Origin of the sequence: Streptomyces finlayi, from assembly GCF_014216315.1 — a bacterium.
GTDB classification, from domain to species: Bacteria; Actinomycetota; Actinomycetes; order Streptomycetales; family Streptomycetaceae; genus Streptomyces; species Streptomyces finlayi_A.
In genome coordinates this window covers 3,157,779-3,171,166 of record NZ_CP045702.1, presented here as the reverse complement: position 1 = coordinate 3,171,166, position 13,388 = coordinate 3,157,779, and the positions used below count along the sequence as shown (strand labels likewise).

The window sequence follows — 13,388 nt, the reverse complement described above, 5'->3', positions numbered from 1 at the left end:
CCGACACGCCCCCGGGTTCGCAACGAGGGCCTCCGACAGGAAGAATCAGGGGTGCGCACCGCCAGGTGGTGCCCAGTGGTGAGACGCTGCACACGGCGGGATTTCGCGGGCTTCTGTTCTTGGGGCCTGTACGGGGAGGTGGCAGGCAAGTGGAGCAGCTTACGCAGCATGACCCGAGACGGATCGGCCCGTTCGAGGTGCTGGGGCGACTCGGGGCCGGCGGCATGGGGCTGGTCTATCTCGCGCGCTCGGCGTCGGGCCGGCGGGTGGCGATCAAGACGGTGCGTACGGAGCTCGCCGAGGACCAGTTGTTCCGGGTCCGGTTCACGCGTGAGGTGGAGGCCGCTCGTGCGGTCAGCGGTTTCTACACGGCCGCCGTGGTCGACGCCGACCCCCGGGCGGCGGTGCCGTGGCTGGCCACCGCCTACGTACCCGCCCCCTCGCTCGAGGAGATAATCAATGAGTGCGGGCCGATGCCGACCCAGGCCGTGCGGTGGCTGGCGGCCGGGATCGCCGAGGCGCTCCAGTCCATCCACGGGGCGGGCCTCGTCCACCGTGACCTGAAGCCCTCCAACGTGCTGGTCGTCGAGGACGGCCCGCGCGTGATCGACTTCGGGATCGCGTCCGGGGTCTCCAACACCCGGCTGACCATGACGAACGTGGCGGTCGGCACCCCTGCCTACATGTCTCCCGAGCAGGCGCGGGACTCGCGGAGCGTGACCGGCGCCAGTGATGTGTTCTCGCTCGGCTCCACGCTGGTGTTCGCGGCGACCGGGCATGCGCCGTTCCACGGTGCCAACCCCGTCGAGACGGTGTTCATGCTGCTCAGGGAGGGCCCCGACACGGAGGGCATGCCCGACGACCTGCGGCCGCTGATCGAGTCCTGTATGCAGATGGACTCCACCCGGCGCCCCAGCCCGGCCGATCTGCAGGCCCAGCTCGCCCCGCACCTCTTCGCCTCCGGCAGCGACGACAGCGGTACGGCCTCGGCATGGCTGCCGCACCCGGCCACGGCGATGATCGAGCAGCGGCGCGGCGGTGGCCGCACGATCGCTCCGGCTCCGGTGCCCGCGCGTGCCCCGGCGCACGCCGCGCCCCAGCACCCCCCGCAGCCGCCGGATCCGCCGCAGCGGCCGCCGGGTGCGGACTGGGACACGGCGTGGCGCAGAGGCTCCGATCCCCGCTCGACCTCGCTCTCCCCCTCGCCGGACGGCGGGCCCGTACGGCTGGCCGGTGCGAAGGTGTCGATCGGCCCCGGGCCGCGGCCCGGCGAGATCCGCGGCGCCGCGGCCGCGCACGCCGACCCGGCCACCGGCTGGGTGCGTCCGCCCGCCGGGCTGAACGGCGCCACCGCGCCCATCGCCCCGGTGCCAGCCCCCGCGCCCCCGCCGGACGCGGCGCCGGACCGCTGGCGGCCCTGGCGCTTCCGCATGTCGAACGATGTGTGGGGTACGCCGGTCGTGGCAGGGGACCTGTTGTACGTGACGTCGTTCGAGGTCCACGCGCTCGATGTGGGCAACGGGAGACGCCAGTTCAAGACCCGGGACGTGGCTTGGGTGATGGCCGTCGACGGCGGCCGGATACACGGCTCGGACGGCCCGTCCCTGTACGCGCTCGACGCGACGACCGGCGCCGAACGGTGGCGCCTCCAGACGGACGCCTGGGTCTACTCCCTGAAGGCCGGCCGCGGCACGGTGGTGACCGGCACGCGCGGGGGCGGCGTCCAGGCGTGGGAGGCGTCCAGCGGCGAGAAGCTGTGGGAGACCTCGGGCGTCCAGACGGACTTCGAGACACCGGAGGCCGGGCCCGCGATACACGACGGCACGGTGTATCTGTGGCAGGACGCCCGGCTGCGGGCCGTCGACGCCCGTACCGGCGGCGAGCGGTGGTCGTACCCGATCGGTGACGCGGCGTCCTGCGGCGGAGTGCCGGTACGGGTGGCGCCGGCGGCGGACGGCTGTGTGTACGTGTCCGCCGGCACCCGGGTGCTGGCGGTGGACTCGGTCTCCGGCCATGTGCGCTGGCACTTCGAGTCGCCTGCCGTCTTCCTGTCCCCGCCCGCGTTCGCGCCGGGGCCCGCGGTGACCGGGGGCGGGGTGTACCTCGCGGACTACCTCGGCACGGTCTACGCCCTCGACGCCATGACCGGCAAGGACCGGTGGCGGATCGCGACCGAGGCCCGCCAGTCGATCGAACCGGTGCTGGTGGCGGCGGGGAACGTCCACGTCGGCAGCGGCAGCGCGCTGTACACGCTGGACGCGGTGACGGGCACGCCCAAGTGGCGGTTCGCCGCGGGCGGCGACGTGGTGGGCGCGCCGGTGGTCGCGGACGGACGCGTGCACTTCGGCTCGGCGGACCATGTGCTGTACACCCTGGACGCGGCGGGCGGACAGCTCCGCTGGAAGCTCGCGACGGGCGGCGAGATCACGGGGTCGCCCGTGGCCCAGGCGGGTGTGGTGTACGCGTGCAGCAAGGACCGCTGCGTGTATGCGCTGGACGCGCTCAAGGGGACGGGCACGGGCAACCGGGCCCGGGCGTAGCGAGATCCGCCGACGCGAAATCCGCCTACGCAGGGCACTCGGCCCGTCCGGCGATCGAGGACAGGGCCGAGACAGGGCCGCCTCCGGGCGAGGCGTCAGGCGTCAGGCGTTCGGGGGGCGGCGACGGTGGCCCTCCTGCGTGGGATATGTCCGGGTCTCCTCCGTGTCGCGGGGGTCCGGGCCCACGTACGGGTCCGCCTCCCGCTCCGGCCCCGGCGACGTCTGCACCGACGGCCCCGGCTCCTGCGTGGGCGGCCAGGTGTCCGGGTGGTCCGACCCGGGCGCCGCGTACGGCTCCGCATGGCGGCCGGTCCGCCGCCTGGCCCGCCCCGACATCAGCGCCGCGCCCAGCAGCAGCAACAGCCCGCCGGCTCCTGCGAGCGCCACGCCGACCTGAAGCCCTGAGCCGTCTCCGCCCACCGAGAGGCTGCCCGCCTCCTGTCCCTGGCGGACCATCCACAGCACGGTGAAGCCCAGCACCACCAGACCCGCGAGCGCCACCATGAGCCGCGACCGCAGCAGCACCCCGACCAGGGCCACCAGCGCGGCGAGGAGGAACGGCAGCAGGATCGAGACCAGTACGCCGGAACTCGTATCGGTGATGCCCCCGAAAAGGTCCTGGACGCGGTAGTCGCGCCCGCGCCGGCCTTCGTACCAGTCCAGGAACGGGCTCACGACAGCAGCCGCCGCGCCGACGAGGGCGACGACGGAGCCGAGGACGTTGCGGATCATCAGCGGCCTCCCGGAGCCGACGGCATGCCCGGTGCGTGCGCCGGTCGGCGTACGCACCCCCGGAGTACCGACGCTACGCCGGGCCGAACCCGCCCGCGACCGGGCAGACGATGACACAACCGTGACAGGGCCATGACCGACCTGCCCGGTTGTCGGCGGGATGCTGTGCGTTACGGTGTCGCGCGGTCCGTTCGGCGGCCGGACGACGTGTCAGCAAACATGTCCACAACACAAGGGGGGCTGCATCGATGATGCGGCGACGTTTGAGGTTCGCGGCGGTACTGGTCGTGGTGGTGCTCGCGCTCACCGGATTCTCGACCGCCAGCAGCGGAGGCAAGGGCGGCGGCGGTGGCAAGAGCCGCAGCGGCAAGAGCAGCGGCTCGGGCGGCGGTGGCTGCTCCAGCTCCAAGAAGAGCAACAACGACCACGACTACGACGACAGCTCCTACGACGACTCGTCGAGCAGCTCCTCCGGCGGCGGCGACTACGGCACGCCGACCCCCGGCTCCACGGCCACCGACGCCCCCGAGGTACGGGTCATCCGCTGCGCCCAGCCCCGCAAGGGCAAGCGCAGGGCCGTCACCTCGTCCGTCGTCCAGATCCGGGCGACGGCGACCGGTACGGCGAAGACGTACGACGTCGAGGTGACCTTCCTGGACTCGCTCGGCAACACCGTCGACACCGCCGAGACCACCGCGGACCTGGCGTACGGCGACGTCAAGAGCCTCACCCTCCGTATGGACAGCCCGCGCAAGGTGTCCAAGGTGAAGCGGTGCCGCGTCACGGCGGAGCCCCGCTACTGACGGGCGGCACCCCTCTGTGCGCGCGCTCCCTCACCGCGACCGGTATGCCCCGCGCCCGCCCCCGTCCCGCTTCTCGAACAGCTCCGTCTGCCGCTCCGGCGCCAGGTTGCCGAGCGCGATCAGCTGCGGGGCGTGGGCCAGCGCCTGCGTCCGCGCGGCCTCCTTCGCCGACCACACCGCCCGTACCGTGCCCTGGACCGCGGCCGTCGGGTACGAGGCGATGACGGCCGCAGCCCGCAGCGCCGCTTCCACCGCGCCGCCGGCCGGTGTGACCTCGCTGACCAGCCCGGTCTCGTACGCACGCCGGGCCGTGACCCGTTCGGCGGTGCCCATCAGCGACATCCGGGCGACCTCGCCGAACGGCATCCGCTGCGCCATCGAGATCGCCTCGTAGGCGCTGACCATGCCGTACGTCGTGTGCGGGTCGAAGAACGTCGCCTCCTCGGACGCGATCACGAATTCCGCCTCGCCCAGCAGATAGAACGCCCCGCCGCAGGCCATCCCCTCCACCGCCACGATCACGGGCTTCCAGAGGTCGTTCGCCTTGGGCCCGATCGCGATCAGGGGGTCGTCGACGGCGTACGGGGAAGGGGGCTGCGCCACCTCCACCCCCCGGTCGATCCCCGTACAGAAGGCGCGCCCGCCCGCCCCGGTCAGGACGACGGCCCGTACGCCCTCGTCATAGCGGAAGGCCCGCCAGCAAGCGCCCAGTTCGGCCGCCGTCGCCAGGTCGATCGCGTTGAGCTTCTCCGGCCGGTCGAGGGTGACGAGCGCGACCCCGGTGCCGTGATCCGTCTCCGCGCGCAGGGCCACCGCTCACCGCTCCAGCAGCCAGCGGACGAGCGTCGTCCCGGCGTCGGTGGGACAGAAGACGGCCTGCACCGCCGTCCCGATCCGCAGTCTCCCCGGATCGACCGAGTTCAGTGCCGCCTCCGGCCCGCTCACCACGTTCCCGACCAGCCGGATCCTCGGGGCCTCGGTCAGTTCGACGACCACGGCGTTGTACGGGGCCTGTTCGGCGTACGCGGGCAGCAGGGGCGGATGCGGCAGCACGTACGACCAGATCCGGCCGCGCCCGCTCATCAGCCGCCACTCGCTGTCGAAGGACTGGCAGCGCGGGCAGCAGGGCCGGGGCGGGAAGCGGAGTTCGCCGCAGCCGGGGGCGGCGCACGCCTGGACCCGTAGTTCGCCGCGGGCCGCGTACTCCCAGAAGGGCGCCCCGTCCTCGTCGACGACGGGCGACAGCAGACTGTCCGACATGTCAGCTCCTCAGCAGGACGGCGGAGGTGGGGACGCCTTCCCCGGCGGTGACCAGGCAGGTGGCGGCGTCGGGGACCTGGGCGGTGGACACGCCGCGCAGTTGCTTCACACCCTCGTTGATGAGGTTGAAGCCGTGTACGTACGCCTCGCTGAGCCCGCCGCCCCCGGTGTTGATGGGCAGCCGCCCGCCGCTCTCCAGCGCACCGCCCTCCGTGAAGGCCGCGCCCTCGCCGCGCCCGCAGAAGCCGTAACCCTCCAGGGAGAGCGGGATGAGCGGCGTGAACGCGTCGTAGATCTGGGCGACATGGACGTCGTCCGGCCCGAAGTCGGCCTGCTTCCACAGCTGCCGGGCCGCTGTCCAGGCCGGGCCCGTGAGCGGGTCGTCGTTCCAGTAGTTGACCATCCCGTGGTGCTGGGCGGGGAGCCCCTGCGCGACGGAGTGGATGTAGACGGGCTTCTGCCGGCAGTCGCGGGCCCGCTCGGCGGAGACGATGACGCAGGCGAGCGCCCCGTCCGTCTCCAGGCAGTTGTCGAACAGGCAGAGCGGATCACTGATCCAGCGGGAGGTCATATACATGTCGCGGGTCAGCGGCCGTTCGTACATCATCGCGTCCGGGTTCTGGTTGGCGCGGTTGCGGCAGGCGAGGGCGACGTTGAAGAGGTGGTCGCGGGTGGCGCCGTACTCGTGCATGTAGCGCCGTGCCAGCATCCCGATCTCGTCCGATGGCCGCAGCAGCCCGTACGGCCGGGTCCACTGGGCGGGGGCCGGCAGCTGGACGGCGGTGTTCTTCCAGGGCCGGGGCCCCGAGCCGCGCTTCCGCGACCGCCAGGCGACCCCCACGCCCGCCTGACCGGTGGCGACAGCGGCCGCGAGGTGCGCGATCGTCGCGCAGGATCCCCCGCCCCCGTAGCCCACCTTGCTGAAGAAGGTGACATCACCGGCGCCGATGGCCTTGGCGACCTCGACCTCGTCGGTCTCCTCCATGGTGTACGAGGCGAAGGCGTCGACCTCCGAGGCCGCGATACCCGCGTCGTCGAGGGCGGCGATGATGGCCCGGCAGGCCAGCACCTTCTCGCTCTCGGGGAGTTGTCTCGCGAAGGCCGTCTGTCCTATACCGGCTATCGCCGTCACGTCTTTGAGCGTCGCCACCGCCACCTCCGGGACCGTCATGACTGCTGACAGCGCCAGAGGCTACAGCTAATCTGACGGATAGTCAGCTACTGTGCGGTGCGGCGGGGAGGACAGACGATGCGCGGCGACGAGGAATGGTCCACCGTCCCGGGGCTGGTGCGGGCGGCGTCCGAGCGGTACGGGGCCCGCGAGGCGGTCGTCGAGGGCCGCACCCGCGTCTCGTACGCGGAGCTCGGCGAGCGCGTCGAACGGGCCGCCGCCGCGTGCATGGCCTCCGGCGTCGAGCCGGGTGACCGGGTCGCGATCTGGGCGCCGAACACCCTGGACTGGATCGTCTCCGCGCTCGGGGCGGTCACGGCGGGCGCGGTCCTCGTCCCGCTCAACACCCGCTTCAAGGGCACGGAGGCGGCGTACGTCCTGCGAAGGAGCCGGGCGAAGCTGCTGTTCGTCACGGGCACGTTCCTCGGTACGTCGTACGTCGCGTCCCTGCGCCGCGCGGAGGTCGAACTCCCCGCCCTGGAGCGGGTGGTGGTGCTGGCGGACAGCGCCCCTGACGACTATCTGACCTGGAAGGACTTCCTGGCCGCGGGGGAGGGGACATCGCCCGCGGCGGTACGGGAGCGTGCGGCCGCGATCACACCCACCGCCCCCTCCGACATCATCTACACCTCGGGCACGACGGGCCGCCCGAAGGGCGCGGTCATCACCCACGCTCAGACGCTGCGGTGCTACGCCATCTGGAGCGAGCTGGCCGGTCTCCGCGAGGGCGACCGCTACCTCATCGTGAACCCGTTCTTCCACACCTTCGGCTACAAGGCGGGGATCATCGCCTGCCTGATGCGCGGGGCGACGATGGTTCCGCAGCCGGTCTTCGACGTGGACACGGTCCTGGCGAACATCGCCGCCGAACGCATCTCCGTGCTCCCGGGCCCGCCCACCCTCCACCAGTGCCTCCTGGACCACCCGTCCCGCAGCGCCCACGACCTCTCGGCCCTCCGCCTGGTCGTCACGGGCGCGGCGGTGGTCCCCCTCCACCTGGTGGAACGCCTGCGCACCGAGCTGGGCATAGCGACGGTCCTCACCGCGTACGGCCTCTCCGAGGCGAGCGGCATCGTCACGATGTGCCGCACCGGCGACCCGGCGGACGTCATCGCCTCCACCTCCGGCCGCGCGATCCCCGGCACGGAGGTCCGGGTCCTGGCGGCGCCGGGAACTCCGGGTGAGGTCCTGGTCCGGGGCTTCAACGTCATGACGGGGTACTTCGAGGACCCCGTGACGACGGCCGCCACGATCACCCCGGACGGCTGGCTCCGCACGGGCGACATCGGCGTCCTCGACGGCGCCGGCAACCTGCGCATCACGGACCGGATCAAGGACATGTTCATCGTCGGTGGCTTCAACGCGTACCCGGCGGAGATCGAACAGCTCCTGGGCCTGCATCCGGACATCGCGGATGTGGCGGTCATCGGAGTCCCGGATCCGCGCCTGGGCGAGGTGGGCAAGGCGTACGCGGTCCGCCGCCCGGACGCCACGCTCACGGCGGACGACCTGATCGCCTGGTCGAGACGGGAGATGGCGAACTACAAGGTCCCGAGGACGGTGGAGTTCGTGGCCGGACTCCCGAGGAACGCGAGCGGCAAGGTGCTGAAGGGGGAGCTGCGGGGGAGGGAGCAGGGCGCCGTTCGCCGCAGCGCGCACGAGTGAACCGTGTGCGGACATGCAGCGGCCGCGATGGCTCCCCCTCCGAGCCACCGCGGCCGCTCCCCCGTGCGGGTTCAGTCCTTACCGCGTCGGCTTGAACGGCTCCGACGTCGCGTGCTGGTCGAGAGTGGTCAGTTCCCCGCCCGTCGCGTGCTGGTCCTGCGTCGTGATCGGAGTCTCCGGCTCACCCGTGGCGTGCTGGTCCGCCGGCTTGAGAATCGGGTCCTGCTTCGCTGCGTCGGCCATGGTGGTCAACTCCGTCTCTGGTGCGTAAGCGTTGGCTTGGTGGGCCCGTCCGGCTGTTCCCCCGTGGACTGCCGGACGGGCCTCTGGGGGCCGTTCACCTCAGTGGTGTGGCCGCCTGTCTCCCGTCTGCCCCCCGACGCGACGGATCGACAGGCATGAGAATGGCGGACCAGGATAAACGAACGATGAACGCGCCGTTTGTCAGGCTGCCGGGGCCGGCGTCAGCAGCGCCCGGACATCGTGCGCCTCCGGGGACCCGTGCTCCTCGTAGATGCCGAGCGCCTCCTGCCAGCACACCTGGGCGCGTCCCGTCTGTCCTATTCCGTCAAGTGCCCGGCCGAGCACCGTCAGGACGTTGCCCCGCCGCCAGTCACCACCGATTCCACGAAGGACGGTGAGCGCCGATTCCGAGTACTGGGCCGCCTGCGCGAAGCGGCCGGCGGCGATCTCGACCTCGGCCAGACGGAACAGGGTCATGCCCTCCCACAGCCGCTGACGGCTGCCACGGAACACTTCCAGAGCCTCGTTCAGCTGGTCCGTCGCGGCGGAGAGTTCCATGGTCCGGGTGAGGGCGAGGCCCAGGGCGTACCGGCCGTTGGCGCCGCGTAGTGCGTGTCCCAGCGAGTCGTAGATCTCGATACCCGACCGAGCGAGAGTGACCGCGCTCTTCGTTCGTCCCGTCGCGAGGTGGATGCGCGACAGGTTGCACAGTGCGCTTGCCTCGCCCGGCCGGTTTCCGTCGTTGCGGAACGCCTCGATGGCCTGTGTCAGAAAGCCCTCTCCGTCGGTGTGGCGGTTCTGGTAAAGGGCGATGATTCCCCGGGTGTTGGAGGCCCAGCAGGCGGGCAGGGGGTCGTCGACCGTGCCTGCCAGCCGCAGTGCTTCCTGAGCCTCGCGGTCGGCGTGGTCGAACCGCCCGGCCAGTTGGTGCACGTTGGCCAGGGACATGACGGCCCGGCCTTCCGCCCGGGGGTCGCCGCATGTCCTCGACGCTTCCCGGACCGTGAGCGCCGCCGCTTCGTACTGCTTGGAGTTGGCGCCCGACTCACCCAGATCGAGAGCGGCGTAGAGAAGGTCGACGGCGCGGCGCAGGGTGGCGGGGTGTGAAGCCTGGCAGACGCACGCGAGCAGATTGGTCGCCTCCGCGTACAGCCAGTCCAGCGCCGAGTGGCGGTCGGCGAACGACAGGCCTTCGTGCTCCGTCGATTCCAGGTGATCCACCAGCCGGTCTCCCGGCCTTTCCAGCGCGTACACCCCCGCCGCCGTCGCCAGGTAGAAGTCCAACAGCCGTGACAGCGCCAGCTCCTTCTCCACCGGCGGCTGTTCGTCCCGCTCCACGCACGCACGCGCGTAGAGCCGGACCAGGTCGTGGTAGCGGTAGCGGCCCGGGGCCGCGGACTCCAGGAGCGACGTGTCGACCAGGGACTCCAGGAGGTCCTCAGCCGTGTGCACCTCCAGGTTCAGCAGGGCCGCCGCCGCTGCCAGGGAGATGTCCGGGCCGTCCGCCAGGCCCAGGAGGCGGAAGGCGCGGGCCTGGGCCGGTTCCAGCTGGCCGTAGCCGAGTTCGAAGGTGGCCTTCACCGCGAGGTCGCCCGCCTGCAGTTCGTCCAGGCGGCGGCGCTCGTCGGCCAGCTTCGCGGCCAGGACGGAGACCGTCCAGGTGCGGCGGGCGGCCAGGCGGGAGGCGGCGATGCGGATGGCCAGGGGGAGGAAGCCGCAGGCGGCGACCACGTCGAGGGCCGCCTCGCGCTCCGAGTTGACGCGTTCGTCGCCGACTATGCGGGTGAAGAGCTGCAGGGCCTCTTCCGGGGACATCACGTCCAGGTCCACCAGGTGCGCGCCCGCCAGGTCCACCATGCGCACGCGGCTGGTGACCAGGGCCGCGCAGCCCGCCGTGCCGGGGAGCAGGGGGCGGATCTGGGCCGCGTCGTGGGCGTTGTCCAGGAGGACGAGGATGCGGCGGCCGTCCAGGGTGGACCGGTAGAGCGCGGCCCGTTCGTCGAGGGAGTCCGGGATCGAGGAGTCCGGGGTGCCCAGGGCGCGCAGGAACGCGCCGAGGACCGTCTCCGGTTCGGCGGCCCGTGCTCCGGCGCCCTGGAGGTCCACGTACAGCTGCCCGTCCGGGAAGTGCGGGCGGGCCTCGTGGGCGACGTGCACGGCGAGGGTCGTCTTGCCGACGCCCCCGATGCCGGCCAGTGCGGACACGGCCATGACGGATGCCTCGGCGGTGGCGAGCCGGTCGCCCAGTTCTCGTACGAAGGAGGCGCGGCCGGTGAAGTCCGGGACGGTGGCCGGGAGCTGCGCGGGCCGGACGGGGGCCGGCGCCGGGGCCGCTTCGTCGGCGGGGCGGGCCAGTTCCTCGTCGGCCCGGAGGATGCGCTGCTGGAGCTGGGCCAGCTCGGGGCGCGGGTCGACGCCCAGTTCCTCCGCGAGGAGGCGGCGCGTGTCCGCGTACACCGCGAGCGCCTCGGCCTGCCGGCCGCTGCGGTAGAGGGCCACCATCAGCAGCTCGCGCAGAAGTTCCCGCAGCGGGTGCGCCGCGGTGAGCGCGGTGAGTTCGGAGACGGCCTCCGCGTGGCTGCCGACCTCCAGGTCCAGGTCGAGCCGTGTCTCGGTGAGCTGGAGGCGCCATTCCTCCAGGCGGGTGCGCTGGTTCTGCGCGTAGGGGCCGGGTACGGAGGCGAGTGCCTCGCCGTCCCACAGGTCCAGGAGCTTGTTGAGCAGCGCGCGGGCCTGCTGCCGGTCCCCGGCGGCCCGCGCCTTCTCCGCCTCGGCGGCCAGATCCTGGGCGAGCGTGAGGTCGAGGGCGTCGCGGCCGATCCGGATCGCGTAGCCGCCGGACTCGCTGACCAGGGTGTCCTGGCCGAGGATCTTGCGGAGCCTGGAGGCGTACGTCCGGATGGTGGCCAGCGCCTGGGAGGGCGGGTCCTCGCCCCAGAACGCGTCGATGAGCTCCGCCGCGGTGGCCGTCCGGCCGTCGCGCAGGAGCAGTGCCGTCAGGAGGGCGCGCTGCTGGGGCGAACCGGAGGGCAGAGTCTCCCCGCCGCGCCAGGCGCGTACGGGTCCGAGTACGGCGAAGCGCAGCGCGGAGCCGGAATCCCCGCTCTGCGGCGCACGCTGCTCCGGAACACGCACGCGTGGCCCGCTGTCACGGTCCATTGATGCCCCCTGTCCTGCTTGCCCGCCGGTCCTGCCCGATCGCGTCTGTTCGGTTTGCCCGCCCGTCCGCTGATGTGCGGCGTGCATCGGGATCGCTCCTTACCACTGGTATCGCGGTCAACAGTCTGCCTTGTTCCGGGCCGGTCCGTCAGCAGTGGGTGACGCTCTGCACAAGCCCTCGACAACGATTCGGAACCGGCGGACCGCACAGGTAGCTGACGGTTCGTCAGATCGGCGCTACCGTGGAGGACATGGAGACCTTCCCGAAGATCATCTCGGTGGACGACCACACGGTGGAGCCCCCTCATGTCTGGCGGGACCGGCTCCCGTCCAGGTACGCGGACTCCGGTCCGCGCATCGTCCGGGCCCCGCTCAAGGAAATGAGCTTCCTCGGCGGCAAGTTCGCGCCCGTCATGGGGGAGAAGGGCGACGACGGGCCGGTCGGTGACTGGTGGGTGTACGAGGATCTGCGCCGCCCGCTCACCCGGCTGGACACCGCCGTCGGCTACGACCGCGACGAGATCAAGCTCGAAGTCATCACGTACGAACAGATGCGTCCGGGCTCGTTCTCGGTGCCCGAGCGGCTGGCCGACATGGACGTCAACCACGTCCAGTCGGCGCTCTGCTTCCCCACGTTTCCACGCTTCTGCGGCCAGACCTTCACCGAAGCGAAGGACCGTGAACTGGGGCTGCTGGGCGTGCGCGCGTACAACGACTGGATGGTCGAGGAGTGGTGCGGCCCGGACGCGCGGGGCCGGCTGATCCCGCTCACCCTCGTGCCGCTCTGGGACGCCCGCCTCGCGGCCGAGGAGGTGCGGCGCAACGCCGCGCGGGGCGTGCGCGCGGTGGCGTTCTCCGAGATACCCCCGCATCTCGGGCTGCCGTCCGTCCACACGGACGAATGGGACCCGTTCCTGCGGGCCTGCGACGAGACGGGGACGGTGATCGCCATGCACATCGGCTCCTCGTCGCGGATGCCGTCCACCTCGGCCGACGCCCCGCCCGCCGTCGGGTCCACCATCACCTTCGCCAACTGCTGCTTCTCGATGGTCGACTGGCTGATGAGCGGCAAGTTCGAGCGCTTCCCCAACCTCCGGATCATGTACGCGGAGGGCCAGATCGGCTGGATTCCGTACATCCTGGAACGCGCCGACGTGGTCTGGGAGGAGAACCGGGCCTGGGGCGGCGTCGCCGACAAGGTGCACAGGCCGCCGTCCGAGCTGTTCGCCGAGCATGTCTTCGGCTGCTTCTTCGACGACCCCTTCGGGCTGCGGAACCTCGACGCGATCGGCGTCGGGAACGTCCTGTACGAGACGGACTACCCGCACTCCGACTCCACCTGGCCCCGCTCGCGCGAGGTGGGGGAGTCGCAGATGGCGCACCTGGACGCGGACGTCGTGGACCGGATCGTACGCGGCAACGCGATCGACCTGCTGGGGCTGACCGACGACGGGCTGTGGGCGGGGGCGTAGGAGGTCGCACGGCCTGGGCCGGACAAGACAGGAGCCCCGTTCCCCGCCGAGGCGGGGAGCGGGGCTCCTTGGGTACTGCTATGCCGGCCGCGATCGACCGACCCGGGCAACTAGGCCGGGGTGACGTTCTCAGCCTGCGGACCCTTGGGTCCCTGAGTGACGTCGAAGTTCACGACCTGGTTCTCCTCGAGGGAGCGGAACCCGGACGCGTTGATCGCGGAGTAATGAACGAAGACATCCGGGCCGCCGCCGTCCTGGGCGATGAAGCCGAAGCCCTTTTCAGCGTTGAACCACTTGACGGTTCCGGTAGCCATAAGCCCTCCTTGGGCCAAAGGGTTGCCCT

The 13,388-nt window shown here is 71.8% G+C and carries 11 protein-coding genes; 4 read left to right on the top strand and 7 right to left on the bottom strand.

Translation table 11 applies throughout. The features are described 5' to 3' along the window. Positions 1 to 149 precede the first annotated feature (149 nt). Positions 150 to 2,540: an outer membrane protein assembly factor BamB family protein gene (locus F0344_RS14505; RefSeq protein ID WP_185299183.1), complete on the top strand. Its 2,391-nt coding sequence runs from the start codon at positions 150 to 152 to the stop codon at positions 2,538 to 2,540. Between the two features lie 102 nt (positions 2,541 to 2,642). On the opposite strand, the gene F0344_RS14500 is transcribed toward F0344_RS14505, so the two are convergent. Continuing rightward, complete coding sequence (locus F0344_RS14500; RefSeq protein ID WP_185299182.1) at positions 2,643 to 3,272, bottom strand: hypothetical protein; 630 nt, start codon at positions 3,270 to 3,272, stop codon at positions 2,643 to 2,645. Positions 3,273 to 3,520: 248 nt separating this feature from the next. On the opposite strand from F0344_RS14500, the gene F0344_RS14495 reads away from it, so the two are divergent. Beyond that, positions 3,521 to 4,075 carry a hypothetical protein gene (locus tag F0344_RS14495; protein WP_185299181.1) on the top strand — a complete coding sequence of 185 codons (555 nt, stop codon included), beginning with the start codon at positions 3,521 to 3,523 and terminating at the stop codon, positions 4,073 to 4,075. Between the two features lie 30 nt (positions 4,076 to 4,105). Here the strand turns inward: F0344_RS14495 and F0344_RS14490 are convergent, their stop codons facing one another. Genes F0344_RS14490 through F0344_RS14480 form a run of 3 tightly spaced genes read right to left on the bottom strand, consistent with a single transcriptional unit; the run spans position 4,106 to position 6,485 of the window. Beyond that, positions 4,106 to 4,888: an enoyl-CoA hydratase/isomerase family protein gene (locus F0344_RS14490; RefSeq protein WP_185299180.1), complete on the bottom strand. Its 783-nt coding sequence runs from the start codon at positions 4,886 to 4,888 to the stop codon at positions 4,106 to 4,108. A 3-nt stretch (positions 4,889 to 4,891) separates the two neighbouring features. Then, entirely contained in the window at positions 4,892 to 5,335 is a 444-nt protein-coding gene (locus F0344_RS14485; protein ID WP_185299179.1) for a Zn-ribbon domain-containing OB-fold protein, read from the bottom strand. A gap of 1 nt (position 5,336) precedes the next feature. Beyond that, entirely contained in the window at positions 5,337 to 6,485 is a 1,149-nt protein-coding gene (locus tag F0344_RS14480; RefSeq protein ID WP_185299178.1) for a lipid-transfer protein, read from the bottom strand. A 99-nt stretch (positions 6,486 to 6,584) separates the two neighbouring features. On the opposite strand from F0344_RS14480, the gene F0344_RS14475 reads away from it, so the two are divergent. Beyond that, a complete protein-coding gene (locus tag F0344_RS14475) occupies positions 6,585 to 8,171 on the top strand; it encodes a FadD3 family acyl-CoA ligase (protein ID WP_185299177.1) in 1,587 nt (528 codons plus the stop codon). A 78-nt stretch (positions 8,172 to 8,249) separates the two neighbouring features. Here F0344_RS14475 and F0344_RS14470 read toward each other — a convergent pair whose 3' ends face one another. Continuing rightward, on the bottom strand, positions 8,250 to 8,414 hold the full coding sequence (locus tag F0344_RS14470) for a hypothetical protein (RefSeq protein ID WP_185299176.1): 165 nt from the start codon (positions 8,412 to 8,414) through the stop codon (positions 8,250 to 8,252). A gap of 201 nt (positions 8,415 to 8,615) precedes the next feature. Further along, the gene (locus tag F0344_RS14465) at positions 8,616 to 11,573 is read right to left on the bottom strand and encodes an AfsR/SARP family transcriptional regulator (protein WP_185299175.1); all 2,958 of its coding nucleotides are present in this window, start codon (positions 11,571 to 11,573) and stop codon (positions 8,616 to 8,618) included. A 251-nt stretch (positions 11,574 to 11,824) separates the two neighbouring features. Here F0344_RS14465 and F0344_RS14460 point away from each other — a divergent pair, with 251 nt between their 5' ends. Next, a complete protein-coding gene (locus F0344_RS14460) occupies positions 11,825 to 13,045 on the top strand; it encodes an amidohydrolase family protein (protein ID WP_185299174.1) in 1,221 nt (406 codons plus the stop codon). A 110-nt stretch (positions 13,046 to 13,155) separates the two neighbouring features. On the opposite strand, the gene F0344_RS14455 is transcribed toward F0344_RS14460, so the two are convergent. Continuing rightward, entirely contained in the window at positions 13,156 to 13,359 is a 204-nt protein-coding gene (locus tag F0344_RS14455; protein ID WP_003967102.1) for a cold-shock protein, read from the bottom strand. Between the last annotated feature and the right edge of the window lie 29 nt (positions 13,360 to 13,388).

Excerpts from the sequence above, each read along its gene's own strand:
- F0344_RS14500 (WP_185299182.1), bottom strand. The coding sequence starts at position 3,272 with ATGATCCGCAACGTCCTCGGCTCCGTCGTCGCCCTCGTCGGCGCGGCG.
- F0344_RS14495 (WP_185299181.1), top strand. The coding sequence starts at position 3,521 with ATGATGCGGCGACGTTTGAGGTTCGCGGCGGTACTGGTCGTGGTGGTG.
- F0344_RS14485 (WP_185299179.1), bottom strand. The coding sequence starts at position 5,335 with ATGTCGGACAGTCTGCTGTCGCCCGTCGTCGACGAGGACGGGGCGCCC.
- F0344_RS14475 (WP_185299177.1), top strand. The coding sequence starts at position 6,585 with ATGCGCGGCGACGAGGAATGGTCCACCGTCCCGGGGCTGGTGCGGGCG.
- F0344_RS14470 (WP_185299176.1), bottom strand. The coding sequence starts at position 8,414 with ATGGCCGACGCAGCGAAGCAGGACCCGATTCTCAAGCCGGCGGACCAG.
- F0344_RS14465 (WP_185299175.1), bottom strand. The coding sequence starts at position 11,573 with ATGGACCGTGACAGCGGGCCACGCGTGCGTGTTCCGGAGCAGCGTGCG.
- F0344_RS14460 (WP_185299174.1), top strand. The coding sequence starts at position 11,825 with ATGGAGACCTTCCCGAAGATCATCTCGGTGGACGACCACACGGTGGAG.
- F0344_RS14455 (WP_003967102.1), bottom strand. The coding sequence starts at position 13,359 with ATGGCTACCGGAACCGTCAAGTGGTTCAACGCTGAAAAGGGCTTCGGC.